The sequence below is a fragment of the Bdellovibrio sp. ZAP7 genome, from assembly GCF_006874645.1.
In the GTDB taxonomy this organism is placed as follows: Bacteria; Bdellovibrionota; Bdellovibrionia; order Bdellovibrionales; family Bdellovibrionaceae; genus Bdellovibrio.
Genome location: NZ_CP030082.1, coordinates 3,011,530 through 3,037,249, shown reverse-complemented (window position 1 = coordinate 3,037,249; position 25,720 = coordinate 3,011,530). Strand labels below are relative to the sequence as shown.

Genomic DNA, 25,720 nt, shown 5'->3' with positions numbered 1-25,720 from the left:
GAGTCTGTCATGAATAAAACCATTTTTACTCTCGGCTTAATTCTGGCGACTTCTGCACAAGGGGCCTTAACGGCCGCCACGCGGGCGCCATTTAGCAATGACACTTTGACAAAATACCAATGGGCTTTGCAGGCGAGTGATCACCGTGTTCTTCGCGATGACACGGATATTCGCTCGCAAGAAGTTTCCGCCATTCCGGGGCGCAGTGCTGATGTTCAGGCAAGCCCCGATGGTTTTGCTTCTGTGATGAAGAAAAACATTGTCGTGGCTGTTCTCGATAGCGGTGTGGAAGTGCAGCATGCAGACCTGGCAGCCATTCTTTATCACAATGATAAAGAATGTCTTAACGGCGGAATTCCCTATAAACCGGAAGCCGATAAAGATGCAAACGGATATAAAGGCGACTGCATCGGTTGGAACTTCATGGTGCCGGCAGGAGCTCCGAATGAAAACAATCCTGATGATGATTTGGGACATGGAACTCATGTGGCGGGAATTATTGCCGCGCAAATTGGTAATAAAACCGGCGTTGCGGGAATCACGAACCGTGTGCGCATCTTGCCCCTGAAAGTGACGGGTGCTGCGGATGCCAATGCCGCGAACTCATCAATTTCTGCAAGTACGGCATTAACGTCTCGTGTGATCAAGGCCCTCAGATATGCGATCGAAAAGCGTGTCGATGTCATCAATATCAGTATGGGTTGGCCCGCGGCCACTGATTCGGCAGAGCTTCGCCAAACGTTTGCACAAGCACAACAGGCCGGGATCTTTATCGTTGCGGCCGCCGGAAATAACAATAACAACAGTTTTAATTTTCCCTGCTCTTATCCGGGTGTTCTGTGTGTGGCTGCGACGGGGATTGATAATACCTTAACCGGTTTTTCAAACTATGGTGGCCAAGTTGATATCAGTGCTCCAGGTGAGGAAATTCTAAGTACATACCCCAACGCAAAAGCTCCGATGAACTTTTCAGTGAAGGGGTATGAGCTTTTGAATGGAACAAGTCAGGCGGCGCCTTTTGTAAGTGCGGGCGTGGCAGTTCTTAAAGGAGCTTATCCTGGAATCAGTGCCGATGAAATCAAGGCTCGTCTTTTTTCGGCAGCTCAAGATCTGGAAAAAGGTAAATTCACTCTGTTTGGAACATTGAAAATTCAGTCAGCACTAAATATGTCTGCGCGCCCTGTGGTAGCGCCAGATTTTAAAGGTCTGTCGCGTGCCTTATTCAACGCTGGGGAAGGCGTGGTGCAAATCGCGTTACCGGTTAAGAACTATTGGCAGGCAGCTGATTCCGTCAGTGTGACTGTGCAATCGCTCTCTGCAAATTTTGCCCTGGAATCGGGTTCCTCTCAAACTTTGTCCTTAGCCAGCGGGGAGCAGAAAAACCTCGCACTCGTGGCCCGCATTCAAGATCAAAGTGCCAGCTCCAGTGTCAAAATTCGTGTGACCGTACAGACCTCTTTTGGTGCCCGCTCTTTTGTTCATGAATTTGAATTATCACGCAGTCTAAAAAATGACGCTGCGGTGATGCGTTTACCGATTCGCCTGCTGCCGGGAACTTCTGCTGCCGTCATCAAAACGACAATGACCGTCAATGATGTGGCAGGGATCTCTGATGCACCCGACTACTATTTCTGGGAAGCGAAAGAGGGGCAACTGCACCTTTCGATTCTGCAAATGAACGGCTCCTCCTATCAGCAAAGACACATCGAACTGCCTGCCGGGACAAAAAATATTTTAAATTTCATGAAAGTTCCCTTGGCGAATGGCATGCAGGGCTATTGGATTGGTACTATGGGCTTAGCGGCCGATGGCAAAACTAAAACCATGACTTATCTGTTGGTTTCTGAAGACCTGGTATCCCAGCGTCGTGTGATCACGTTTTCACCAGAGACGGTGGTCATGGATAAAGACGCCGTCACGAGCTTGCAGTTTGCGTTGCAAAATTCGAGCGGTCTGGTTCCGGTTTTCACAACAATCGGTAAAATTCCAAAAGCTGATGTCAATCCCGACGGATTTCAATTTGAAAACAACTCGCCCATGCGCCGGGTGTTTTATCTGAAAGCTGTTCAGGAGAAGGGTGCTTGGACATATCAAACACGCAACTTCGACAACTATCAATTCACCGACGGTGTCAGAGCCGCCTTGGGACTAAACTTTCAACAGGATTTGCGCCTGATCACAATGTTACCTCAATCAGTGAATAGTCTGGATCGCATTCGCTTGTTGTACGCATATGGCAGTCAGGATCTGAAACGTTTCGTGGTCGTGGAAACGCGCGGGGAGTGGTTGGATCAACATAAATTTGAACTGCGCCCGATGGACTATTCTTCCTCGATGATGGCCAGCGGAGTTGCAGCTCCGGTGACAGATTTGACGGACAATTTCGCTGTCAAAAATTCCGCAGTTTCCTTCGGTGTGTTTTTGACACCTATTAAAGCGCAGAATTTATTTTTTGATTTGAACGCACGTGTGCAAGGCGAATTCATTTTGCAGTCATCGACAACAAAAGATCTGTTGATCAGTTTGGTGCAAAGCTTCCGACGTGGTGCTGAGTATTTTACCTTTGCGCAAAGCAAAAGCAATTTGATCATGCAGGTTAACAATTCGAACGGCTCTGTGCGCCGCTATGAGAGCTCGATTCACCGTGCGACATGGCCTGGTATCAGCTCAACAGAACTTTTGTTCCCGGCAGTGGTGCAAAATGGATCGCGCTTAAGCCCTGCGATCTATGTCGATGCGACGCAAATGTATTCCAATCATATTTATTTCTGGACGGAAAGTGACGAGGGAAAACTTATCGCGCCAGCAAAATTAAACCTGGATATTCCCTCTGAATGTCGCGCACTCACTCCGCAAAAATTCACGGATTATAAAAATAAGAACTTTGCGGTGTTGATGTGCGGGGGCAGTACGAGTGCTGAGTTGCGCATCTTGCCATTAAGTCTATAAACGCGTTGCCTGTCCAGTGCACAGGAACAAAACGACACTGAAAAAGTTGGCAAAGGATTTGCAAAATATATTTGAATTGAATTGCGAACGGAATTTCAAAAAACACTGAACAACAAACGTAGAACCAAGTTCTACAGAAAAAAGGGGAACCACAAATGAATGCATCAAAAATTTTGAAAACGGCAATGAGTTTGGGATTGGTCACTGCAACAACAGTCGCAATCAGCGCTTGCGGTGGCGGCGGCGGTGGTGGCGGTTCTGTCAGCACGGGCAATGTTTATTACACACACGATGAATTGGCGCGTGAGTTCGTAAAAAGAGCTTACACGGATGCAGGTGTGAATTTGACTCTGGTGAAAAGCACGACGAACTCTGCAGGTTATATCGTTGTGGATTATCACGGTAACACACAAGCTGTGTTCATTGATGACTGGGCCGTGGGGCAAGACATCAGCAGCTATATCTACTCTCAAAAATGGTACGATGTTAACTACATCGGAAATGGTTACTATCAAGATGCTGCTGGTTACGTTTATGAAGAGACAGCGACTTCCAGCAAAGATTTGGCAAAAGTAACAGCCATGAAACAAGCAATGGATATCAATGAATCTGCAAAAGGTATTCAAGCCCAATTCGGTTTGAGCGCAGAACGTTCAACAACATTGGCTCGCTTGGCAGTTCAATTGAAAAACAATCCAAAATCCAGCATGACAGATGCGGACTACGATGCTTACACAAAAGAGATCATTGGTAGCTCATACGGCCAGTTGAAAGCCGCTATGGTTAAGCAATCTCAAGGTGACTACAGTGACGTCAATGCTTTGGTTGAAAAAGCGGCGCAAGCGAACGGCGTGGGCCCAGAGCAAGTCAGCCAAATTTTGATGTCTTTGATCGCTGGTAACTAAGCGATAGCGACGGGTATTCAGAAACTAAAAAGGACAGGTTTTTAAGCCTGTCCTTTTTTATTTTTAGATTTTAAAATCGAAAGTGGCAATTTCAGATCTAGGGATCGTACTTTGCTCTCCCGTCACAAAATTCTTAACTGTGACAGTTTTGCTGGTGACTTCGTTGCCACCTAAGATCAGCGCATAATGTGCACCTTTGTTATTGGCCTTTTGCATTTTCTTACCCATTTTGCCGGACAAGAAATTTTCAGCTTTAATACCGCGAGTGCGGATCTCGTGAGCCAGTTTGACGCTTTCGTCTTCACCTTGATCATCGGCGCCGATAACTGCGACCAAAACTTCTTTCTTAAGAGCTAATTCTTTCGGAGTCAGATCAGCCAAGCGGTCAATCCCTGCGGCCCAACCCACTCCCGGAGTGCGAGGTCCGCCCATGGTTTCAACCAAGCCATCATAACGTCCACCGGCCAAAACTGTGCCTTGTGCCCCTAGCTTATCTGTCGTGAATTCAAAAACGGTGTGGCAGTAGTAATCAAGGCCACGCACGATGAATGGATTCACCTTGTAAGGGATGCCCAGTTTTTCAATTCCTGAAATCACAGAAGCGAAAAACTTTTGTGAAGCTTCGTTTAAGTACTGTTGGAATTTTGGCGCATTCTCGCTCAACTTTTTGTCTCCTTCGTCTTTGGAGTCCAAAATACGCAGGGGGTTTTTTGCTAAACGAGTTTTACTGTCTGCAGACAATTGTTCATGATGAGCTGTAAAGTATTGCACCAGGGCTTCACGGTAGGCAGCACGACTTTCAGCGTCACCTAGTGTGTTCAATTCCAGAGTGCATTCTTCGGAAATGCCGATGCTTTTCAGGAGGTCCCAGGCAAAGGCGATGCACTCTACATCTGCATGAGGAGTGTCATAACCTAGACACTCTGCGCCTAATTGGAAGAATTGGCGATAACGACCTTTTTGTGGTCTCTCATAACGAAACATGGGGCCAGAATAATAGAATTTTAAAGGAAGATTTTGGCTCATGCCTTCTGAAATAAAAGCGCGAGCCACGCCCGCAGTCCCTTCGGGTCTTAAAGTGAGGCTTTCTCCGCCGCGATCTGTAAAATCATAAGTCTCTTTGCTTACAACGTCGGAAGTTTCGCCTAAAGTGCGATGAAATACGTCAGAAAATTCAAAAATGGGCGTTTCTATTTCGCCATAACCGTAAAGATTTGCTTTTTCATAGGCTGATTCTTCGACAAATCGAAAGACTCTGCTTTCCTCGGGAAGAAGATCACGCGTACCACGAACTCTTTGAATTTTTCCGCTCATAATTAGTACCTCTTGGTATCAGGTTTTTGGTTATAGCAGAGATGCTGGAGTCAAGCAAAGCTATTGCATTTAAGAGGGCAGAGGTCTTAAATTAGATCTATGAGGAATTGGCTTGTACCCGGTATTTTAATTCTAGCTGTCATCGCCACAGTCGCTACTTATCAGCGATTGAAAGAGGGCCCTGACCTCGGAGGTGCGACCGTCGATTGGCGCCTTTTGGGAGAGATGGATTATATTACTGGGAAAGGTACTCCGGAGCTAGATGCCTTGAATGAAAAACCGGTCAGAATTCCAGGCTTCATGGTACCACTGGAAGACGAGCAGCGCCAGGTCGTGGAATTTCTGTTGGTGCCAAGTTCTCAGGCGTGCATTCACGTACCCGCTCCGCCGCCGAATCAAATGGTCTATGTTAAAATGAAAAAGGGTGTGCCAGCAATGCAAGGCCCAATCTGGGTGTATGGCACTTTTAAACTCGTAACCAAGAAATCAATGTACGGTGACGCATCCTTCGAAATTACCGGTGAGGCGGTAGAGCCTTATAAATAGGCTCCTTCCAGACTCACCACATAAGGGGGTTTTATGTTCAAGGTGCTTTTGTTTTCAGTGTTGGCCTTGGCCGCACGCGAGCAAGGGGCTCACGCCCACGGTGTGGCGACGGTCGATGTCGCTTTTGATGGAAAAAATGGCAAAATTGAGTTCCATGCTCCTGCATCAAGTATTTATGGTTTTGAATACGAAGCGAAGTCTGCCAAAGACAAGGCCAATAAAGAGGCAGGTCTTAAGAAATTTAATGATAAAGTGAATGACTTGTTTCAGTTTGCAGCGGAAAACAAGTGTGAAGTAAAAATGGATTACAACGAAGTTGTCCAAAAGGACAAACATGCGGATGTGAACGCCATTTTTAATGTGACTTGTGAAACAGCACCGACTGGTACAGCGGTGACTTTTGGGGTCCAAAAAGTGTTTACTCGTGTGAAGACTGTGAAGGTCACAGTGATTACTGGGGAAACACAAAAGTCCCAGGAAATTAAGAAGAGCGGAGAACAGGTTGAGCTCTAGTGAAGCTTTGATTGAAATTCGTAACCTTGAGTACACTTATCCTGGCTATAATAAGCCGACGTTAGTGGTGCCCGAGTTCACGGTGCAAAAAGGCGAAGAACTCTTTTTGTATGGTCCCAGTGGGACGGGAAAAACAACTTTATTGGAATGTCTTTCGGGAGTTTTGGTTCCTACGAAAGGCAGTATCAAGATTTTGGGTCGTGATCTTACCACTATGAGTTCTGCAGAACGCGATGCTTTTCGCGCTGAACACATGGGTTATGTTTTTCAAAGTTTCAATTTGATTCCGTATCTTTCAGTTATTGAAAACATCGAATTGCCTTTGCATCTAAGTCCCGTTCGTAAATCGCGCCTTGGTAGCGTAGATACGGATATGGTGATCCGTGCTTTGTGCGGTAACTTGGGTATTGGTGATTTGTTGGATAAAAAAGTGACTGAGTTAAGCGTAGGACAGCAGCAGCGTGTTGCCGTCGCCCGTGCTCTGTTGGGGAAACCTGACTTGTTGCTGGCTGATGAGCCGACATCGGCACTAGATGCCGATCATCGCGAGAAGTTTTTGAAGCTGCTTTTCGACTTGTCTGAGCTTTATGGAACGACAGTGGTCTTTGTTTCTCACGATCGAGGCATTGAAAGCCTCTTTACGCGTTCGCTGTCGCTTGAATCAATTAACGGGACAGCACGATGATCTTCTTGAACCTGGCTATTAAATCTCTTAAGAACCGCGCCCTGGCGACGACTTTGACTGTGATCTCTATCGCCCTCAGCGTAGGTTTGCTTTTGTCAGTGGAGCGCGCACAAAGAGCCGCTCAAGAAGGTTTCACTCAAACTATTTCTAAAACTGATTTGATTGTGGGCGCTCGCAGTGGTCCGTTGCAGTTGATTCTGTACACGGTTTTCAATATGGGAAATGCGACTCACAATGTTTCGTATGAATCCTATCAAGAAATTCAAAAGCATCCGGCCGTTGAATGGACGATTCCATATTCGCTAGGGGATAGCCACCGTGGTTTTCGTGTGGTGGGCACGACGGCGGATTTCTTTAAGCATTATCATTATCGTGGTGATCAGCAGGTATCTTTGCATTCTGGACACGAGCTTCAGGATCTTTGGGATGTGGTGATTGGGGCTGAGGTTGCGCATAAGCTTGGTTATAAACTGGGTGACAGCGTAGTTATTGCTCACGGAGTCACCAAAGGCGAGGGCGTGGTTAAACACGACCGTCGTCCCTTTAAAGTCGCAGGTATTTTGAATAGCACGGGTACTCCGCTGGATCGTTCTGTTTATGTCAGTTTAGAAGGAATGGAAGCTCTTCATATGGACTGGCAAGACGGCGCTGTTCCATCAGCTGCGAAAGAAACGCCAGCCGCTGAGATTAAAAAAGAAAACATCAAAGTTCACAGTATCACAGCGTTTTTCGTGGGGGCTAAATCCCGCATCGAAACTTTGAAGCTGCAACGTGAAATCAATGAATTTAAAGCAGAGCCATTGCTTGCAATCATTCCGGGGGCGACTTTGAGTGAATTGTGGCAGGGACTTTCCTATGTGGAAAATGTTCTGCGTATTATTTCTTGGATGGTTTTGGCCGTGGGCTTTATGGGGATGTTGATTGCTCTGACGACGACATTGAACGAGCGCCGCCGCGAAATGGCGATCTTACGTGCCGTGGGAGCTGGATCGCAACAAATTCTGGGTCTTTTGGTTTTTGAATCCGCTCTTTTGACAGTTGTCGGAGTGGTCTCAGGGACTATTTTGTCCTTCGTCCTCGCTACGGCTTTGAAGCCATGGCTAGAGAATGAATTTGGTTTGTATTTAGATGGAGCAGCCATCACAAGTTCTGAACTTATCTATATCTTTGCAGCCGTTGCAGCTGGCATTCTGATCGGTCTTATCCCGGCGCTTCGTGCGCAAAAGCAGGCTTTAAAAGACGGCTTGAGCGTCCGCTTGTAGTGTACTGCCAGCCCTGTTTTTCTCTGCGTTGCTGCGTCGTCGCTGACGGCGCACTACTTCTTAACGATTACCTAACACAATCTTAACCCTGGGGAGATACCTCTTCGCCAGGGACTTTGTTAATTTTCTGATATCCATTTATCGGAGGATAATAATGAAGTTCTTGATCATGAGCGCTTTGGTTCTAAGCGCATTTGCCGCAAAAGCGGAAAGCCTAGTTAAAATTGACGGTTCCAGCACAGTATTTCCAATCACTGAAGCTGTATCTGAAGAATTCCAAACTGTTTCTAAAGGTGCGACGAAAGTGACTGTAGGCGTGTCTGGTACTGGTGGCGGTTTCAAAAAGTTCTGCCGTGCTGAAACAGATATTCAAAATGCATCTCGCCCTATCACGAAAGAAGAAATGGCGGCGTGCCGTGCTGCTAAAGTGACTTACTTTGAATTGCCAATCGCTTTCGACGCGATCGCCATCGTGGTAAATCCGAAAAACAACTGGGTGAGCGAAATCACGACTGAAGAATTGAAAAAAATGTGGGAACCCGCAGCTCAAGGCAAAATCATGACTTGGAAACAAGTAAATGCAAAATGGCCTGACGAAAAATTGACTCTTTTCGGGGCTTCTACTGACAACGGTACTTTTGACTACTTCACTGAAGCGATCATGGAAAAAGCCAAATCTTCTCGCGGTGACTACACAGCGTCTGTTGATCACAACACGCGTGTAACGGGTGTTAGCGGTAACAAAGGTGGCTTGGGTTACCTTCCGTATTCATACTACGTAACTAATAAAGACAAATTGAAATTGTTGGGCGTTGTTGGCGGTCCTAAATCTCCAATGAAAAACAAAGCGGTTCTTCCAGATGAAAAAACTGTGATCTCTGGCCAATACAATCCACTATCTCGTCCTATCTTTATCTACGTTTCTCAAGAAGCGATGAAAAAACCAGAAGTGAAACAATACGTGGAATTCTATTTGGACAAAGCTGCTGAAATGGCGAAGCAAGTTCAGTACATCCCTCTTCCAGCAAATGCTTATAAAACAGCGAAAGAGCATTTGACGAAAAAGAAAACAGGAACTGTTTTCGGCGGCGAAGCTAAAGTTGGTTTGACGATTGAACAAATCTTGAAACTTGAGACAACTCTGTAAGAGTCGTTTTAAAGATTCAGACCCTCCAAGGCTGCATTCGTAAGGATGCAGCCTTTTTTCTTTCTGTGTCATGTTGCGGGAGTGTGGGGCGGGATGCTACGCTTATCCCATAGTTTATTAAATGACTTGGGGGAAGTATGAAGTTCGTTAAAGTGACTAAGGCCCATGAGGTTTTGTATATCAACGCTGATCACATCCACTGGATGTCACAACATGAGCGAAACGAAGGCGGCGTAAAAGAGTCTTACACTCTGATTCGCTTCAGCCTTGATGTGCATGACAAGGTTGAAGTGAAAGAGACTGTGGAAGAAATCCTAAAGCAGCTTTAAAAATAAAAACGGCGACTCTGAGGTCGCCGTTTTTATTTTTGAATTAAGTCACAATTAAGAAGCTTTGATTTTCACTTTATCAGCTGATTCCGCTTCGTAATCGGAATACGGGGTTTTGACTTCGACGTATTTGTCTCCAGCTTTGTAGGCACGGACCTTATACATCTTGATCGCCTCAGAGCGGCCTTTGACTTCGGCAGCACCCGCAAGCTCGGTTTTAAAGGCATCACCCACTTGATCGATAACCGAATCAGTGACCAGAAGGTCAGCACCAAAGGCTTTCGTGGAAGCTTCGATACGAGAAGCCGTATTCACCGTATTGCCGATAACTGTGTACTCCATACGCTCGTCAGAACCGATGGTTCCCGAGATCGCAGGACCTGCATGCAAGCCCATACCGATATTGATCGGAGGCTGGCCTCGGGCAATGCGGGTTTCATTTAATTTGTCCAAGCCTCGGCGCATTTCCAAGCAGGCACGAACTGCATTGAATGCATCTTTTGGACCCGTTTTAGGAGCACCCCAAACCGCCATTATCGCATCCCCGATAAACTTATCGACGACACCACCGTGGGCATTGATGATTCCCACCATCACGCCAAAGTATTCATTCAGCATTTCTACGACTTCTTCAGGAGAACGTTTTTCAGAGAACGCCGTGAAACCACGGATATCCGAGAAGAAGACCACCACGTTTTTACTTTGACCGCCGACTCCGATGTCTTTACCGATCAAGTCCTCAGTCACCGCCGAGCCGTGGAACTTAGAGAATAAGCTTTTAACTTTATCGCGCTCTTTCAGACCCTCGGTCATGTGGTCGAACGCGGAAGCCAGGTCGCCCACTTCGTCGTGGGATTTCACATGTTCACGGGCTTTTACATCGAAATTACCTCTGGAAACCATGTTGATCAAACCCGCCAATTTTTCAATCGGGGAGGTTAGGGTCATAGAGAACAAGAAGATAAAGAAGATCGCCAGCGAGATTGCAGAACCAGCCACAAATATCGCTCGGCGTTTAACTTCGTTCGATACCTCCAGGATGGCAGCCTCAGATGTTTGCGAAATTACCATCGGCCCATAGGAAGTTTTAACAGACGCACCAAAGAAGTTAGACTGTGTTTCCGGGTCTACGAATTTCGTTTGATATTGCGGAGACTTGGTGTTCATCGCTTTTGTAACGAACGGGTAGGCTTTCAAGCTTAAACGAGAGATCGCTTTTTGTTCGTCTTTATGGGCAAGAACCTCACCTTGGCCATCAATCAGATATTGAGTGCGCTCGGAAAGATCCGTGAAAGGTTTTTGCAGGGGAGCCATCATCACGTCAGCCAAAACCACGTGAGTGATTTTCCCTTGAGCATCTTTCACCAACGGGATACCGATCGTGATCATCGCGGGAGCTTTTGGATAAGACGCATTCTTGATTTCGATGCTACCTTCAGCCAAGTTGCGCACCGGGAACTGTTGCCAAGCACGCAAGTTGACGAAATAAGATTCACCCAATAGGTAAGGCTTCAGAACATCTTCTTTTACTTTACGAGCCACGGACTCCACAGAGGAGCCATTCAGTTTCAATACTTCCAAAGCCACAAAGTTCTTGTCTTTAGTAAAGTTGAAATCCAAATCTTCCGCTGCTGCTGCACCCTTCATCAGCAGGGAACCATTCGTACGTGTTTTATCAATCAACGATGCGATGATGTTATCAACTTCCTTGGCTTTTGCCGAAGCAGACTCCAGATTGGCGATATCGACTTGCTCCGAGGCTTTTTTCTCGAAGTAGTTTGATGAAATCAGTGTGATCGCGCCGGTGGAGGCCACCAGAATCAGGATCGTCACTGTGATGAGTTTGGTTGAGATGGGTATTCTCATTAGAAACTCCATTCCGCGAAGAAGTTAAGATAATTGCCGACAACTACAGATTCATTGACATCGCCATCCAACGCAAAGTTCGTCGTCGAAGGGATGGCTTTATAGGACATACGGTCTTCGCGGCGTGCATAACCCATCAGTCCTGTGAATCGCTCACTAAATCTATAGCTGCCTAAAATTCCAAATTGAGTCGACATCGTTGGTGAAATGTCCTGGCCGTTGGGCGTCGATACTTTCATCACCGATGCATAAAGGTGGGCATTCAGTTGAATGCCCCATTTCGGGGTCAGCGAATACCAATACTCCACGCCACCATGCGGACCCACGGAGCTGATAGTTTGATTTTCTGAAGTGCCGGTAAATGGATCACCAATTGTTTCTGGAAGTTCTTTATAAAAAGCTCCCACTTGATAGCGAAGTTCTGCACGATCACCAACGGGTTGCTTATAAACGGCGTTCACCTCTGCTGCTGCAAAGGTACGAACTTGTCCACCGATTGTGAAGCCGCTCATGTCGATGATGGCCAAAAATCCCCAAGGAGACTTGCGACCATTCCAACCAACACCCACGCGGCCCGTACCACCGAAGGCATCATAGGCGACCTGAGAATTCTTTTCTGGGTTTGAACCCGAGAACTTCATGTCGGTGACTAGGTAACTTGCGATACCATACCAGCCATTGGTTTTTTCAATCGAGCGACGAACCAAAGCGGTGTATTCCGCGGCGGCCGAACGATCGCCTTCGCGAACGTCAAAAATAATTTTACTGGATGGGGAAGCCGGGCGCAGATCTGACTTGGCTTTCAAGATGATCTGGTATTTTCCACCTTCCCAAGAGGAATCAAATGGCAAAGAGTCTTCCGTATAGTTTTCATACGTTTTAACTTTTTCCCATTTTTTGGTCGTAGGATTCGCGCGCGCCACGATCACTTCGTAATCTTTGATATAGTCCGGGCGAGTCCATTTGATTTCGCGTACGAACATGGATTCTGGTTTTACAATCGCAGGGGCGGCCAGGGCTTTACCCATCACCGTAAACTGCGCTGTGGAAGTTGCATCACTTGCAATGCCTTCGGAGCTTTGCGCTGTGACTTTCCAAGTGTAAGAACTCGCAACCGGAACTGAAGTTTTAAACTTCGCTTCCTTCACGATTTCAGAAATTTTTGTTTTTCCATCATCGGACGTCAGTTCGAACGCGTATTGATCGGCGCCACCCACGGGATCCCATTTGAATTCCACATCTGTTTTTTCTTCGTCGTTTGAAGCGACAGATGATTTCGGAGCAGGGGACTTCATGTTGACGTTATCCAAGCCCACGTTGAATTCACTTGGGGCAGACCAGTCACCCGGAACTCCACGATAATCGCGCGCACGCAATTTCATCATGTATTTACCTGGCGTCAGGCGACCATTCCAGATGGAATCTGCAGTTTTGAAGCTAAAGGTTTTAGGCTTGCCGGTTTCGCCTTCTTTTTTCACCTGGGTCAATTCGATGTCATAAGATTTTGCACCTTCAATTTGCTCCCACTCAAAGTTCACCAGGCGACGATATGGCTCGGCCTTGGCGGTCACTCCGCAGATAAGAAGCATTGGTAAAAGAAGGGTGGCAAGTCTCTTCAGCATCAATTCACTTTAATCTTCTTTAAAGTAGGGGCCTTTAAGTTCGATTTATCCGGCACGATCAGTTTACGAACTGGTCCTGTTTCTCCAGCACGACCGTAAGTGTCTTGAGCCGAGATCATCACTTCATATTCACCCGGCAAAAGATTGCGGATGGCCGTGGATGTGTTCTTATATTTAGTGCGTTTCAATTCTTTGCCGTCTTTTTTGATCACGAGTTCGTAATCAGCAGCACCATCAATTTTATTCCACTCTAAAGTAGAGCGGCCATCCATTGAGGCTTGCAGCGGGCCTTCATTTGGAATGAATAGTGGAGCTTTCAGGATCGGCATCGGTGTGACCGTGATGGCTTGAGAAGTACCCGAGCCCACCACTTGACCGTCTTTATCCACGGCTTCGATCGATGCAATATAACGACCTGGTTTTGGAACTGCTGCCGTCAATTTGTTTTCTTTCACTTCCACGGGCTGAACATCAGCTGCCGTTTGAGTTTCATCATGCAGTCTTACGCGGTAAGCGCTGACATTTTGCATGTTCTCGGCACCCCAGGACATATTCACTTTCGGAGAATCCACAAAGTACTGAGTCATTTGCGATTCCGTCATCGTGAAGGCCAAAGGTTTTACCTCTGGTTTTGGAGCCGGGGTTGGCGCCGCAGCTTCAGCTGAAGCTTGCTTTAACATCTCTGTGAACTTCACAGAGAACTTCTGCATTTTACCCAGCACCGGTTTGTCTGAATCATTAAAGTAAGAAGTCATGCGCCAGTAATACGTGCCTTCTTGCAGGCCGGGCATTGTGTAGCTGTCTTCGCTTGTAAATGTTTTTGTGGCAATGGGTTGTGTCAGCTTAGCATCTGACCACACCTGCAAAGTCATCTGACGAGTGTCATCGCTTTTTTGCCATTTGAAAGTCATATCAAACGGATTGGTGTGAGCCGGAATTTCCACATCTGCTGTAGGGAAAGTCACAGTCGGGGCATATCTTGCCTGGATTTCTGTTCTATAAATAGGACTCTCGCCAAGGGACTCGCCATTCGCAGATTTCGCCACGAGTTTCCAATAGTGCTTACCAAATGGAAGCTTTGCCATAATGACAGAATCACCCGCAGGTGCTTTGGCCATTTCCCTCATCTCACGGCGATTGGTGCCGGTGAAAAGAGAGACTTGCGCATCTGCCGGAAAGCCTGACCATTTAATGGGAATCGGTTGCAAATCATCGGCATTCATAGCCACCGGTTTTTGCAAATTCGGACTGGTGATTTTCACACTATTTTTATCAAACTGCAAACCACTCGCACCCAAGGCCCCGAAACTTCCAGTTGAGATCTCCTGACTTTTACCGTCTTTCGATTTCACCGAAGCTTTACCTTCAAGGACCTGGACATCGACAGAGTTTCCACTTCCTTTAGAAAGAGAGGCGGATGCCTGACTCAAATCGACTTTACCATTCGCGGAATTAAGCACGAGTCCGGGAGCATTACCATCTTCGTTGCCAGCTTTCGCATTAACGAAAAGACTACCTTCCATCAAATCAAGTGCAATTTCGCCCTGGGATTTTTTGATAACGATCAATGACTCTGGTTCCAAATCCAAATAGCGATCTGAATCCGTAAATTGAATTCGCACTTCACCGCGATCAGAGGTGCGAATAGCTTCGCCATCGTAAAGTGGTTCACCGGAGTTCACGAGTTGCCACAGCAAGCGCGTTGCTGGTCGGCGTTGGATATCGTCGACAACTTTGCCGACGTAAGCCAGCGGTTTCTCATTGGTATGAGAGTTTTGCTGCTTATCCGTTGATTGATACCAAATCCACGTCAGCGCAAAAACAGATGACGAGCTTATCGCAGCGACAACTAATCTCTTTACTTGATTTTTCATCTGTTTCCTCCTCATACATTTATCGGAAAATTTCTCGATTTATTTGATGGTCCAAAAGACTTGGAATGTGACCGGAAAATGGTCTAGTATGTTACCTATGGATAATAACAAGAACTACATCACCCCCGAAGGTCTAGCGAAACTCCGCGACGAGTACCAGGCACTCATGCATGGCGAGCGTCCCAAGATTGTGGAGATCGTGCAGTGGGCAGCGAGCAATGGCGATCGTTCTGAAAATGCTGATTATCAGTATGGAAAAAAACGTCTGCGTGAAATTGATCGTCGTGTGCATTTTCTTACGAAAAGAATTGAAGATGCAGAGGTCGTGGACCCGAAATTGATGAAGGGCGATAAGGTTTTGTTCAGCGCCACAGTGACGTTGGTTAATGAAGATGGTGACGAGCTCACATATCAGATTGTCGGTGAAGATGAGTTTGATCCCAAGGTCGGAAAGATTTCGTGGAAGTCGCCGGTGGCGCGTGCTCTGCTGGGAAAGAAGCTCGGAGATGAGGTAAAACTCATCAAACCGTCTGGAGAAGTTTTCGTAACGATCGAGAATGTCGAGTATAAGTAAAAATTTCACTTTTTGTCATTAGGGTCACGAACAAGGCCCTAACAAAACCCTAAAGAAATAGCGTATTTATTGTCTTGTTTTTGTCCTAACAAATGATAACTTCGTTGCCGATTCAGAGGGGGATCACAATGAAGTTAACGACTCGTTTACTTTCAGTTCTTTTGTCAGTTGCCGCAATTTCAAGCCAAGCTCATGCATACTACCAAGCGTCCGGAAACGATTCTGCAATCGTAAGTGCGATGGAATCTCACAGACGTGTGGATTTCGTTGAAGGTTCAGATATGGAAGTTATCCAAGTGTTGCCTGACGACACAAATGGCAATCAACACCAAAAGTGGGTTGTGAGACTTTCAAATGGAAAAACAATGCAAGCCGTGTACAATTCAGACATGTGCCCGCGCGTTCCAGTACAAGTCGGTGATCGCGTCGCTATGGGCGGGATGTTCCTTTGGACAAACCAAGGTGGTTTGCTTCACTGGCTCCATCACGATCCACGCGGCAACCGTCCAGACGGTTATGTGCTGCTAAATGGAGTTTACTATTGCAAAGACTAGAGTTGATTTCATGTGAAGCTCCTTTCTGGGCCGATAGCGGTCACGGACAAACTTTATGGGGGCATTTCCTAAAATCACCTGAGTTAGAAAATCCTGGAATTAATTTTGAAGTCGATCTTCCTGATGGGGATCGACTTTTTTGTTATTACCATCCAGGTAACACGGATCTTGTGGTCAGCCTTTACCATGGTCTTTCTGGAGACATGCAAGCAGATTACATGCAACGAACGGCGATCCTTTGTCGGAAATTGGGTCACACGGTGGTTTTGGTCAATCACCGCGGAGCGGGCCCAGGACTGACAGCAGCAAGACATCCTTATCATTCCGGCCGAGCTGAGGATGTTTCTGAAGTTCTTAAAGTATTAAGAAAGAAATTCCCGAACAAAAAACAAATCGCCGTCGGTTACTCGATGAGCGGCTGCATTGTATTGGGGCTGGGTGGGGGATTTCGTGGTGATCACAAGCCTGATGGTATCATTACGGTCAATGCTCCATTGAACTTGGGCCGGGGGGCACGTTTGCTGGGAAGTGGATTCAATCGTATTTACGATGTTCGCTTTGTTCACAGGCTGCGCCAAAACATCGACATGAAGTATCGCTTTGGATTAATCGAGCAACCGTATCGTATTCCTATGTGGGCGACGATTCATGATTTAGACAGCATTTATACAGCGCCCGCATCGGGTTTCCGCGATCGCGAAGATTACTACGAAAGTTGTTCGGCCATTCACTATGTTCACAATATCGACGTGCCAACTTATATGCTAACCGCGGCTGATGATCCATTTGTGACGGTCCAAGATTATCGCGATGCCAATTTATCTAAAGACATTTCTTTGCATATCGAAGGGCGTGGTGGTCACCTGGGTTATATTTCTAAACATAAAACCCCGTTGGGAAGCCACCGTTGGCTTGATTACTATCTGCATGAAGCTTTGGGTAAGATGGCCCAAGAATTTACTGCCGGTTCGTAAAAATACTATCTCGGAATAAATTCAAACGTTCTTTCCATACATTATATGACTTGGATGATCTGCCGGAGTCATAAACGGGAATTTCGATAATACTCAATGTCTGCAAGCGCGCGCTTTGATGCAAAGCCGGGGTTAGATACCATCCACGAAGCTTTTGTAAAGGCAGCTCTGTGCGGATTTTTTCCCAAGCAGATTTTTTAATGGCAATAACCTCACATAATGGGTCTTGCAAAGAGTTGTTATATCTTTCGCGCAGGATATTGTTGAACAGGATTTCTGTTTTTGCGCGCGGTGATTCGCCACGCAGAAATGGATTTTCTTTTTTGCGATAACGATCGCCCCAGCACACGTCGACTTTGTCTTCAGCGACCAGATGTTGCCATAATTTGAAAACATCACCAAAAGGGGACGCCAGTTCCGAGTCTAATATCATCACAAAAGGTGCGCGCGCCAATTCCATACCTTGATAGAGGCTCAGTGCGCGTCCTTTCTTGCTCTCGTTTTTATGGACGCTTAGTGTTTCATTGGAGTTCGAATGCGCGGCCTGTAAATTAAGCACTGCAAAAGTTTTATCGGCGCCTTGCTCCACAAGGGCAATCAGCTCGTACTTCATAGGAAATTTTTGAAAGAACGTGCGCAGATCCTGAAGAAAAGAAGGGACAACGTCCGCATCTTTGTTCAGATATACCAGGAGAGAGCAGTGAGGGGTTGACTCTGAGGATTCCATCTTTACGATTAATACCAATGAAATCGATTCGCGTCACTCAAATCCAGAAATACATCATTTGGCTTGTCATTCTTCTTTTGACTGTGTTTAGCCGTTTTTATTTATTGACCAATAAGCCCTTGCATTTTGATGAAGGCATCAACGGCTGGTTCGTTTTGCAGATGAAAATCAATGGTTTCTATAAATACGACCCGACCAACTATCACGGTCCCCTGTATTTTTATCTTTTGCGGGCGTTCACCGCGATCTGGGGACACAGTGTTGAGATTCTGCGCGCTGTTCCAGCGGTGTTCTCTGTATTCAGTGTCATGCTTTTCAGCTTCGCCCTGATTCGTTCGCAAGCTGTGCGCTGGTCGATGTTATTCTTTCTGTTTTTCAGTCCCGCTTTTTTGTTTTATGGCCGTTCCGGCATTCATGAGATGCCCTTTGTGTTTTTCCAATTGCTGTTTGCTTTGGGGATGCTTCGTTGGACTGAAAAATTTGACGGAACATCTTTGGGGCTGCTTTTGACGGGTGTCGTGGGGATGGCCACATTAAAAGAAACTTTTGCCATCACCTTGGCATCGTGGGTGGTTGGATTGGTCTTTGCCGGCCCAGCAGTTATTCGTCAGTATTTTAATTTTGGAAAAATTAAAGCCGCATGGTCACATCGCTTAACCTATATGGTTGTGGTCTTGTTGATATCTTTTGTATTGTTGTTCACCGGATTCTTACGTAATTGGCCGGGTTTGTTTGATTTCATTAAGGCCTTTTTGCCGTGGATGAAAACCGGCGTGGGCGAGACAGGTCACAACAAAGAATTCCTTTATTGGGTGAAGGTCCTAGCCGATGCTGAGCCTTTGGTTCTGTTCGGTGTGGGAATGGCCTTCGTGGGACTTTTCACGAAAGATGCGCGCCTGCGTATGGTTTCAGCGTTTTCTTTGTTTCAACTGTTTGTTTATTCCTGGATTCCTTATAAGACTGTGTGGTGCATACTTTCTTTGGTGTGGGGCTTCTATTTTGTTCTGGCATTGTATGCTGAAAAAATTCTCGCGCGTCGTGACTGGCAGGGATATCTTTTCGGTTCAATCATCTTGGTCGGAACCTTGGGGAGCCTTCGCAGTGACTGGCGTTCGGTTTATTCACAGCCCATTGATTTAAATCATCCATATATTTATGTGAACTCGACTTATGAGATGAAGGATTTGCAGAATTTGATTTTGCAAGTGGCCAAGGATCATCCGAATCTTTTAACAGAGTCGGTGCAGATCGGCATGAAAGAGCAATGGCCATTCCCGTGGATTTACAGATCGTTCAAAACTCATTGGGATGTGTGCGCGGATCGCGCTGTTCCTGATGCTTGGCTTTATTACTGTGATACGGCTGGCGAAGCCAATGTGGAAAGCCAGCTCAAAGAGCAATTCATGAAAATACGTATCATGCTTCGTCAGCAGCGTGAATATTCCGTGGTGTATCTAAAGAAAAGTCTTTTCGGTGAGCTTTATACAGGAGCGTTTCAAGTTGTCGGTCCTGCGAAGGAGAAAGAGTAATGTCTGGAATGTCTCTGTTATTAAAACTTTTGGTCACGAGTGCAACAGCGGCTCCTGCGGCGCCGGCCTCTGTCGTTCGTAAAATCGATATCAATCGTGATCTTAAAGGCACGGGCTATGTGGACCTTTACGATATGGATGCAAAAAAAATCGCCAAGCTTCCAGCGCTGGCTCAGCTTAAGGGTCATGAAATCAACGGCCGTTGGAATGAGTGTTTGAACCTTTCACCTAAAGTATTTGCGGCACAGAAAGAACTTAAGGGTTGGGTCGGGCAAGTGTGGTTGCACTGCTTGGATAAAGCTCAGCAAAAGAAGACCAGCTCAGGTCAGGAAGATCGCGTTCTGACAGCGATCGCAAAATCCTGGGACCTTTTCGACGAGGGCCCTTGGTCTCAAGATCTTTGGAATATGTGGGTGAGTCAGGAACTAAGCTATCTTGATGCCCAGGCGAAACTTAAAAATCGTAAAATTGAATCCCGCATCGAAAAACTTTTGGATAATGGTTCCAAACTAAACCGCGAACAGAAATCTCAGTGTTATCAAATGCTGGGGGATTTTGCGTTGAATGCGAATGACTACGTTCAAGCGCAGTTCTTGTATGAAGAAGCGCAAAGTATGAAAGACTCAAAATATCTAACTGAAAAGTTAGAGTTTTTGGCCAAAGCCCGCAGTCAGTCTGCAAAAGCCGCTGTTCCGGTGCAAGTGGAAGCCATCGGTGAAGATGGAAAACTTGAAGAGCGTATTCGTCAGTCATTAAAACAAAACGATTTAATTCCAGCGTTGAAAGACACCATCAGTCTGTTGAATCAATACCCTGGTGGTCGCGCGGCTCGTCGTTTGAAAGACAAGCCTTTGGAAATTTATAACTCCATCAGCGATAAAATGGTTGCTGAAAAAGCCCTCGTGGAAATGTCTCATGCTGATGCTTCACGATTGTTGGAATGGGCGCAAAACCTGCACCGCAAAGGGGAATGGGCTTCCAGTCTGGAACTTGCGCAAAAGGCTTACGATAAAAATCCGCAATCACCATCCATCGTCAGTTCCTTGTGGGTGGCTTCTCGTTCCGCTCACTTTTTGGGCGAGTACGATAAAGCACTCGATCTTTATAATAAATTGATCGTCACGGCCAACGGATCGGATGAATCATCTGAAGCGTTGTTCCGCTCAAGCTTGATTTACTATCGCAAACAAGATTTCACGACGGCATCTGCACTGCTTGAGCGGTTGGTTCAGCAGGGCAAAGATCGCTATGATCTGAATGCACAGTACTGGTTGGTGCGATCGCTTCAACAATTTAGTAAAGACCGCGCCGATAAAGCCTCTCAGGCTCTGATCGAAAAGTATCCGTTTTCATATTATGGCTTGCGCTTGCGTGCAGAAAATCAAAATGGAAAATTAACTTGGCCAGAAGTAACTGATAAAAATCTGGCGCTGGCAAATTCCTTTTATCTTGCTGGAAACCAGAAAAAATCATGGGACCGTTTTGTTGCTTTGTCGCATGCAGGGTGGGTGAGTGAAGCGCAAACAGAACTTTCTGATCTGCCTCCGATGAAAGATCCGACATTGAAAGTGGCGTTGGCAGAAAAGCTTGCGGAGCGCGGGCAGTATTTTACAGCTATTCGTTTCGTGAATGATGCCCTGGAAAATGATCCGCGTTTGCGTCAGGAAAAATTCTTGAAAATAGGTTATCCAGAAGTCTTCACCAGTCTTTATAGGAAAGAATCAGATCGCTATGGTATCGATGTGATTCTGCTGCGAAGCCTGACTCGTCAAGAGAGTGGTTTTAATATGAAGGCGATTTCCACGTCAAATGCGTTGGGCTTGATGCAAATGATTCCTCCGACAGCGCAAGACACTGCGAAACGTTTGGGAATGAAAGTGGAAGTGCCAGAAGATATGTTCCGACCCGAAGTGAATATTCCCATGGGTTCGTTCTATGTTTCCCAGATGTTGGGCCAGTTCTCGCAAAGTGTGCCATTTGCGCTCGCAGCATATAACGCAGGACCCTATCGTTTGAAAAAATGGATTGAAGCACGTCCAGAGGTTTCATCTGCGATGACAAATCCAGGTTCTTCTCCAGAGGCGGAGATCTGGGTGGATGAGTTGCCGTGGAATGAGACGAGCTTCTATGTGAAAGCTATTCTAAGAAATACTCTGCTTTATCAGACTATTGGTAAGGAGTCCTACGCCGTTCCGCCAATCATTTGGCAAGACTTGCTTACTAAAAAGGCAAAATAAGTACGTTGTTTTATTGTAAAACTCCTTCGACTTTTGTAGCCTGAAACCTGTTCGGAGGACTCATGAGGAGACTAGTTACATTAAGTATAGTCCTGGGCCTACTTTCGGGTTGCGTTCATAAGGAATTGAATGCGAATGGCGAAAAGGCAACAGGGAACGCGGGCAACGAGCCTGCTTCTGAAATCAAAGACATCGGCTCGTTCCGTTTGTCTGATCCTGAGGGTCCCAAGGTCGTAGACCAAGAGTTGGATGTTATCCCTACAGAAATCAATCCTTTGGTTGAAAAATGGATCACGTATTTCCAAGGCCGCGGTCGCGAGCACATGGAAAGATATTTGGCGCGTTCTTCACGCTATGAAAAGCTGATGAAAAAGGTGTTGCGTGACAACGGTTTGCCTGAAGATATTTTCTATATCGCATTGATCGAATCAGGTTTCAGTTCACAAGCAACGTCACACGCAGCAGCCGTTGGATACTGGCAGTTCATTCGTGGGACGGGTAAACGTTATGGTTTGGAAATCAATCCATTCGTCGATGAACGTCGTGACCCCGTGTTCGCGACTCAAGCAGCAGCAGAATACTTCAAAGGTCTTTATTCCGTATTCGGTTCTTGGTATTTGGCAATGGCTTCCTACAACGTGGGTGAAAACCGCGTAAAACGCGAAGTGATGAATCACTACACGCGTGATTTCTGGGAACTTGCCCGCAAAAACCGCCTTCCTAAAGAAACCATCAACTATGTACCGAAATTCATCGCTGCCAAGTTGATCGCAAAAGATCCAGCAAAATACGGTTTCGAAGATATCGATTATCTTCCACCGATCGAGTTTGATCACATCACGGTAAAACAACCAGTGAACATGCGCCAAATGGCCGAAAAGCTAAACTTGAACTACGAGGACTTCAAAGCGTTGAATCCTAAGTTCAAAGGTGAAGTGGCGATTCTTAAAGGCAGCGAGTTGATCCTTCGTATCCCACCGGGCACGACTGAGACGGCAACTGTGGCTGCAACGGAATCTTTCGTAACTGACGTGAAATTTATCGCTGACAGCGGTGACACGCAAACTTACAAAATCCGTAAAGGTGATAACTTGAAATCTATCGCTCGTAAGTACAGAACTTCTGTAGCTTACCTTCGCGATCTAAATGATTTGCCAAGAAAATCACGTTTGACAGTGGGTCGCACGATCTACGTTCCAGATCGCACACCGCTTCGTGATCGTTCAGACCGCAAAAACAACAGCACTGTAGCTGCGAAAGCCAACGCAAAACCAGCTCCAGAAAAATCAGTTGAAACTGCGGCTGCAGAATTAATAGGTGGCCGTTTCTATGTAGTTCAATCAGGTGACTCTTTGTTCTCTATCGCGCAAAGATACTCAACTAGCGTTGCGGAACTTCAAAAAGCCAACAACATCAAACGCAAAAGCAAATTGAAGTTGGGCATGAAACTTAAAATTCCAGGCGGAGACAACAGCAGCTCTGCCCGGGAGGTAGCCAAAAGCAAGGTACACGTAGTCCGTAAGGGCGACAACCTGACTGACATCGCTGCCAAATACAACGTGTCGGTGAGCCAGCTAAAACAAAACAACAAAAAGCTTCGCAACCCAGCAAGCTTGATGGTCGGAACAAGAATCCACATCCCCGTAGCTGAGAATAACTAAGCTAAAAAAGTAAAAACCCACTCGAGAGAGTGGGTTTTTTTATAGCGATTAGAGATCGTCACTCTGATCTAATTCCTCATCGAATGACGTCACATTGAGTTCGGCTTGTTGTTGGCTTTCGCAACGGTTCGCATATTCCTGCGCTCGTAAATCAAGAGCACAGCCTTTGTTTAATTCATTGCTGCGAAGAGCGTCGCAATAATCAACCAGGGTTTTGAAGCCGTGAGCTCCGGTGTTGCAGCCGTTATATTCGAATTCGTAGATGAGTGAGGGGTCGACTTTCTTTCCTGAAGAGGAAGGCTGGCAGGCAGATAGGAAGCCTACAGCGGATGCAAGGATGGCTAGTGTCGTTTTTGATTTGATGGGATTCATGGTTTCTCCATTCGGTTGAGGTTGCCGGGCCGAATTGCAGCCATGATGCCAGTCTAAATCCGCCATAAAATCGATATCACACTAAAGATTCCGAGGGCGTGGAATAGGAGCAGCCTTGGAATCCGGAACTTAAGAATAAGGACCCTAGTCTCTGCGTGTTTCAGCATATATTCGATCTGGGGTTGGCCCTCCGGATGCAATGTCCGGTCTCCATCAAGGAGATCACTATGAAATCAAAGACACTTAGACACCTTTTCTTATCCTTTCTTTTGTTAACTGCCGCAAGTTCGGTTGGATGTTCCGGTAACAACGCTGCTGATGAAGATAAGCCCAAATTATATATGGTGGGAGAAGAGCTGCATCTGACTCGAGCAGAAGCCTACGCTGCAATTTCGATGGATCTTCTTTCCACTCGAGGTTTTCATGGCATGGCGTTCCTTAGAGGAAGCCTCCATAATGTTCAGTTTCTAGAACCAAAAGTGCAAGAGGTAGAACTCCGCGGGGCTTCTTGGTACGAAATCAATACGACAATGCCAGGATGCCCAGCAAGCTCCGCTGGCTTCGGGAATCTGGGCTCAGATAACACCTACGACATTTCGATAAGATTTGACGGCAAGCCCGGCACGAATGAATCATGCAGATATGTGATCGATGCTTTTGTCAGTCCTGTAAGAATCAAAATAGGTCCAACACCAGTCACACTAACAGACGGCAGAAAAGCCGTCGCCGACAGTGTTATTCTGTACATCAACTACAGAGATTCAGACTTGAATTAGTCTGCATTTTGCCAGCCCCTCTTGGTTACCACCCTTAAGAAAAATAAACTAAGAGGGGAGGGTGCAAGAATGACAATCTACACAGTAGGCTACGAAGGCTGCGACATCGACGAATTCGTAGAAGGCCTCAAAAAGAATAAAATAAAAAGAATCATAGATATCCGTAGAAACCCAGTAAGCCGAAAAAAAGGTTTCTCTAAAAACAAACTAGCCGCCGAACTAAAAGAAGCAGGCATCGAATACACCTACCTAGGAAAAGAACTAGGCGTCCCCTCAGCCTGGAGAAAAGCCGCCAAAGAACACCTCATCACCCGCAAAAAAATGTTCAACGACTACAAATCCAAAATCCTACCCAAACACCCCAAAGAAGTAGAAGAAGTCATATCTCTATCAAAACAAAGAGGCCGCTCAGCCTTACTCTGCTACGAAAACGAAGCCACCGACTGCCACCGCCACTACCTAACCGAAAAAATAAAAAAACAACACCCAACCACCAAAGTCGTAGACATAAACGTCCTCCCAAAACAAAAGTCATTGGGCCTAGCAAGACACTAAAACTCAATATGGAAAAGGTTTGGTTGAAAGAACCGACCGAAGGAACAAACACCGAAGTAAGCCGAGACCCTTTTTTTCTTTCTTCTCTTCTTTTGAAGTCCAAAAACTAAGCAGTCGAACGCCCAGATTGATGGGTAGGCGTACTTGCATAAAAGTCGACCTCCGTCGGCGCATGGATGCGCGAACCGCCAAGGGCGGCGACGGTGAGCCACGATGGCGTGTCGACGTTATGCAAGTACGCCTACCCAGCAAGCTGGGTGAACCGAGAACTAAGTTTTAAGGATTTAAAAGAAGAGAAGAAAGAAAAAAAAGTGCCTAGGAATAATCATCATTGATAGCTCCTAGGCGAGGGGAATGAAACCAATCCTTTGTAATAAAAAGACCTTCCATTTTGCACACCTCTAAGTTCCCTTAGGTACTCTGTGACCTTTGGCAGCTGGCTGGCAGTGAAGCCCCTGTAGCTTTGCGCCCTATGGTTTCCCATAGTTTGCCTTGAGGCAAAGGAAGGATCTAAATCCTAACGAGTATAACCCTAGGAACCTCCTTTGAGTTATCTATAGAATCTGACCGAACCTTTTGCGGTAGTAATCCTGGTGACGCCTCGTCACTTCGGTGCTTCATCATGATGGTCGTGGATACGAAACTTCATCACTGTCCTCCTTTAGCTGGCCCTTAAGCATTCACCCGAACAAGTCGAGTCTAACAGGCCCCTCGGTTTCAACATTTACAGAATAGCTCGATTTTCTTTT

22 protein-coding genes and 1 riboswitch are annotated in these 25,720 nt (G+C 46.3%); of the genes, 16 read left to right on the top strand and 6 right to left on the bottom strand.

The features are described from left to right. Positions 1–9 precede the first annotated feature (9 nt). Both DOM22_RS14605 and DOM22_RS14600 read left to right on the top strand, forming a co-directional pair. Entirely contained in the window at positions 10–2,949 is a 2,940-nt protein-coding gene (locus DOM22_RS14605) for a S8 family serine peptidase (RefSeq protein ID WP_142701089.1), read from the top strand. 155 nt (positions 2,950–3,104) lie between these two features. Beyond that, positions 3,105–3,854: a hypothetical protein gene (locus tag DOM22_RS14600; protein WP_142701088.1), complete on the top strand. Its 750-nt coding sequence runs from the start codon at positions 3,105–3,107 to the stop codon at positions 3,852–3,854. A 63-nt stretch (positions 3,855–3,917) separates the two neighbouring features. Here DOM22_RS14600 and hisS read toward each other — a convergent pair whose 3' ends face one another. Next, on the bottom strand, positions 3,918–5,168 hold the full coding sequence (hisS, locus tag DOM22_RS14595) for a histidine--tRNA ligase (RefSeq protein ID WP_142701087.1): 1,251 nt from the start codon (positions 5,166–5,168) through the stop codon (positions 3,918–3,920). Between the two features lie 99 nt (positions 5,169–5,267). On the opposite strand from hisS, the gene DOM22_RS14590 reads away from it, so the two are divergent. From DOM22_RS14590 to DOM22_RS14565, 6 genes are all read left to right on the top strand, one after another. Continuing rightward, entirely contained in the window at positions 5,268–5,714 is a 447-nt protein-coding gene (locus tag DOM22_RS14590) for a DUF3299 domain-containing protein (RefSeq protein ID WP_142701086.1), read from the top strand. Positions 5,715–5,747: 33 nt separating this feature from the next. Continuing rightward, on the top strand, positions 5,748–6,227 hold the full coding sequence (locus DOM22_RS14585; RefSeq protein ID WP_142701085.1) for a DUF2796 domain-containing protein: 480 nt from the start codon (positions 5,748–5,750) through the stop codon (positions 6,225–6,227). After that, positions 6,217–6,912: an ABC transporter ATP-binding protein gene (locus tag DOM22_RS14580; protein WP_142701084.1), complete on the top strand. Its 696-nt coding sequence runs from the start codon at positions 6,217–6,219 to the stop codon at positions 6,910–6,912. Before DOM22_RS14585 ends, DOM22_RS14580 begins: the two co-directional genes overlap by 11 nt. Then, on the top strand, positions 6,909–8,174 hold the full coding sequence (locus tag DOM22_RS14575) for an FtsX-like permease family protein (protein ID WP_142701083.1): 1,266 nt from the start codon (positions 6,909–6,911) through the stop codon (positions 8,172–8,174). Before DOM22_RS14580 ends, DOM22_RS14575 begins: the two co-directional genes overlap by 4 nt. Before the next feature lie 154 nt (positions 8,175–8,328). After that, entirely contained in the window at positions 8,329–9,321 is a 993-nt protein-coding gene (locus tag DOM22_RS14570; RefSeq protein WP_142701082.1) for a PstS family phosphate ABC transporter substrate-binding protein, read from the top strand. 137 nt (positions 9,322–9,458) lie between these two features. After that, positions 9,459–9,650 (top strand): hypothetical protein, encoded by a 192-nt coding sequence (locus tag DOM22_RS14565; RefSeq protein ID WP_142701081.1) that lies wholly within the window; start codon positions 9,459–9,461, stop codon positions 9,648–9,650. A 54-nt stretch (positions 9,651–9,704) separates the two neighbouring features. On the opposite strand, the gene DOM22_RS14560 is transcribed toward DOM22_RS14565, so the two are convergent. Genes DOM22_RS14560 through DOM22_RS14550 form a run of 3 tightly spaced genes read right to left on the bottom strand, consistent with a single transcriptional unit; the run spans position 9,705 to position 15,012 of the window. After that, positions 9,705–11,516: an adenylate/guanylate cyclase domain-containing protein gene (locus DOM22_RS14560; RefSeq protein ID WP_142701080.1), complete on the bottom strand. Its 1,812-nt coding sequence runs from the start codon at positions 11,514–11,516 to the stop codon at positions 9,705–9,707. Continuing rightward, positions 11,516–13,138, bottom strand: coding sequence for a hypothetical protein (locus DOM22_RS14555; protein ID WP_246845665.1), 1,623 nt, complete (start codon positions 13,136–13,138; stop codon positions 11,516–11,518). The genes DOM22_RS14560 and DOM22_RS14555 overlap by 1 nt, the downstream gene beginning before the upstream one ends. Next, positions 13,138–15,012: a FecR domain-containing protein gene (locus DOM22_RS14550; RefSeq protein WP_142701079.1), complete on the bottom strand. Its 1,875-nt coding sequence runs from the start codon at positions 15,010–15,012 to the stop codon at positions 13,138–13,140. Before DOM22_RS14550 ends, DOM22_RS14555 begins: the two co-directional genes overlap by 1 nt. Before the next feature lie 97 nt (positions 15,013–15,109). Between DOM22_RS14550 and greB the strand changes: the two genes are divergently transcribed. The 3 genes from greB (at position 15,110) to DOM22_RS14535 (ending at position 17,114) form a co-directional block, all read left to right on the top strand. Further along, positions 15,110–15,586 carry a transcription elongation factor GreB gene (gene greB, locus DOM22_RS14545; protein WP_142701078.1) on the top strand — a complete coding sequence of 159 codons (477 nt, stop codon included), beginning with the start codon at positions 15,110–15,112 and terminating at the stop codon, positions 15,584–15,586. A gap of 128 nt (positions 15,587–15,714) precedes the next feature. Next, entirely contained in the window at positions 15,715–16,140 is a 426-nt protein-coding gene (locus DOM22_RS14540; RefSeq protein ID WP_246845664.1) for a DUF3465 domain-containing protein, read from the top strand. Continuing rightward, positions 16,128–17,114, top strand: coding sequence for a YheT family hydrolase (locus tag DOM22_RS14535; RefSeq protein ID WP_142701076.1), 987 nt, complete (start codon positions 16,128–16,130; stop codon positions 17,112–17,114). The genes DOM22_RS14540 and DOM22_RS14535 overlap by 13 nt, the downstream gene beginning before the upstream one ends. On the opposite strand, the gene DOM22_RS14530 is transcribed toward DOM22_RS14535, so the two are convergent. Further along, positions 17,098–17,727, bottom strand: coding sequence for a glycosyltransferase family 2 protein (locus DOM22_RS14530; RefSeq protein ID WP_246845663.1), 630 nt, complete (start codon positions 17,725–17,727; stop codon positions 17,098–17,100). The two genes, DOM22_RS14535 and DOM22_RS14530, sit on opposite strands and share 17 nt — an antisense overlap. 131 nt (positions 17,728–17,858) lie before the next feature. On the opposite strand from DOM22_RS14530, the gene DOM22_RS14525 reads away from it, so the two are divergent. The 3 genes from DOM22_RS14525 to DOM22_RS14515 all read left to right on the top strand — a co-directional run bounded on the left by DOM22_RS14525 (position 17,859) and on the right by DOM22_RS14515 (position 23,268). Beyond that, the gene (locus tag DOM22_RS14525) at positions 17,859–19,370 is read left to right on the top strand and encodes a TIGR03663 family protein (RefSeq protein WP_142701074.1); all 1,512 of its coding nucleotides are present in this window, start codon (positions 17,859–17,861) and stop codon (positions 19,368–19,370) included. Next, positions 19,370–21,607: a transglycosylase SLT domain-containing protein gene (locus tag DOM22_RS14520; RefSeq protein ID WP_246845662.1), complete on the top strand. Its 2,238-nt coding sequence runs from the start codon at positions 19,370–19,372 to the stop codon at positions 21,605–21,607. Before DOM22_RS14525 ends, DOM22_RS14520 begins: the two co-directional genes overlap by 1 nt. Positions 21,608–21,669: 62 nt before the next feature. Beyond that, on the top strand, positions 21,670–23,268 hold the full coding sequence (locus tag DOM22_RS14515) for a LysM peptidoglycan-binding domain-containing protein (protein WP_142701073.1): 1,599 nt from the start codon (positions 21,670–21,672) through the stop codon (positions 23,266–23,268). A 48-nt stretch (positions 23,269–23,316) separates the two neighbouring features. On the opposite strand, the gene DOM22_RS14510 is transcribed toward DOM22_RS14515, so the two are convergent. Next, positions 23,317–23,640, bottom strand: a complete 324-nt coding sequence (locus tag DOM22_RS14510) for a hypothetical protein (RefSeq protein ID WP_142701072.1) — start codon at positions 23,638–23,640, stop codon at positions 23,317–23,319. Between the two features lie 227 nt (positions 23,641–23,867). On the opposite strand from DOM22_RS14510, the gene DOM22_RS14505 reads away from it, so the two are divergent. Next, positions 23,868–24,416: a hypothetical protein gene (locus tag DOM22_RS14505; RefSeq protein WP_142701071.1), complete on the top strand. Its 549-nt coding sequence runs from the start codon at positions 23,868–23,870 to the stop codon at positions 24,414–24,416. A gap of 69 nt (positions 24,417–24,485) precedes the next feature. After that, the gene (locus DOM22_RS14500) at positions 24,486–24,971 is read left to right on the top strand and encodes a DUF488 family protein (RefSeq protein WP_142701070.1); all 486 of its coding nucleotides are present in this window, start codon (positions 24,486–24,488) and stop codon (positions 24,969–24,971) included. 428 nt (positions 24,972–25,399) lie between these two features. Next, positions 25,400–25,473, bottom strand: a riboswitch (cyclic di-GMP riboswitch). Between the last annotated feature and the right edge of the window lie 247 nt (positions 25,474–25,720).

Bases quoted from the DNA above. Each gene is read 5' to 3' on its own strand.
- DOM22_RS14520 (WP_246845662.1), top strand. From the start codon at position 19,370: ATGTCTGGAATGTCTCTGTTATTAAAACTTTTGGTCACGAGTGCAACA.
- DOM22_RS14525 (WP_142701074.1), top strand. From the start codon at position 17,859: ATGAAATCGATTCGCGTCACTCAAATCCAGAAATACATCATTTGGCTT.
- DOM22_RS14605 (WP_142701089.1), top strand. From the start codon at position 10: ATGAATAAAACCATTTTTACTCTCGGCTTAATTCTGGCGACTTCTGCA.
- DOM22_RS14500 (WP_142701070.1), top strand. From the start codon at position 24,486: ATGACAATCTACACAGTAGGCTACGAAGGCTGCGACATCGACGAATTC.
- DOM22_RS14560 (WP_142701080.1), bottom strand. From the start codon at position 11,516: ATGAGAATACCCATCTCAACCAAACTCATCACAGTGACGATCCTGATT.
- DOM22_RS14515 (WP_142701073.1), top strand. From the start codon at position 21,670: ATGAGGAGACTAGTTACATTAAGTATAGTCCTGGGCCTACTTTCGGGT.
- hisS (WP_142701087.1), bottom strand. From the start codon at position 5,168: ATGAGCGGAAAAATTCAAAGAGTTCGTGGTACGCGTGATCTTCTTCCC.
- DOM22_RS14555 (WP_246845665.1), bottom strand. From the start codon at position 13,138: ATGCTGAAGAGACTTGCCACCCTTCTTTTACCAATGCTTCTTATCTGC.
- DOM22_RS14540 (WP_246845664.1), top strand. From the start codon at position 15,715: ATGAAGTTAACGACTCGTTTACTTTCAGTTCTTTTGTCAGTTGCCGCA.
- DOM22_RS14510 (WP_142701072.1), bottom strand. From the start codon at position 23,640: ATGAATCCCATCAAATCAAAAACGACACTAGCCATCCTTGCATCCGCT.
- DOM22_RS14585 (WP_142701085.1), top strand. From the start codon at position 5,748: ATGTTCAAGGTGCTTTTGTTTTCAGTGTTGGCCTTGGCCGCACGCGAG.
- DOM22_RS14505 (WP_142701071.1), top strand. From the start codon at position 23,868: ATGAAATCAAAGACACTTAGACACCTTTTCTTATCCTTTCTTTTGTTA.
- DOM22_RS14530 (WP_246845663.1), bottom strand. From the start codon at position 17,727: ATGAAGTACGAGCTGATTGCCCTTGTGGAGCAAGGCGCCGATAAAACT.
- greB (WP_142701078.1), top strand. From the start codon at position 15,110: ATGGATAATAACAAGAACTACATCACCCCCGAAGGTCTAGCGAAACTC.
- DOM22_RS14600 (WP_142701088.1), top strand. From the start codon at position 3,105: ATGAATGCATCAAAAATTTTGAAAACGGCAATGAGTTTGGGATTGGTC.
- DOM22_RS14590 (WP_142701086.1), top strand. From the start codon at position 5,268: ATGAGGAATTGGCTTGTACCCGGTATTTTAATTCTAGCTGTCATCGCC.
- DOM22_RS14570 (WP_142701082.1), top strand. From the start codon at position 8,329: ATGAAGTTCTTGATCATGAGCGCTTTGGTTCTAAGCGCATTTGCCGCA.
- DOM22_RS14575 (WP_142701083.1), top strand. From the start codon at position 6,909: ATGATCTTCTTGAACCTGGCTATTAAATCTCTTAAGAACCGCGCCCTG.
- DOM22_RS14565 (WP_142701081.1), top strand. From the start codon at position 9,459: ATGAAGTTCGTTAAAGTGACTAAGGCCCATGAGGTTTTGTATATCAAC.
- DOM22_RS14550 (WP_142701079.1), bottom strand. From the start codon at position 15,012: ATGAAAAATCAAGTAAAGAGATTAGTTGTCGCTGCGATAAGCTCGTCA.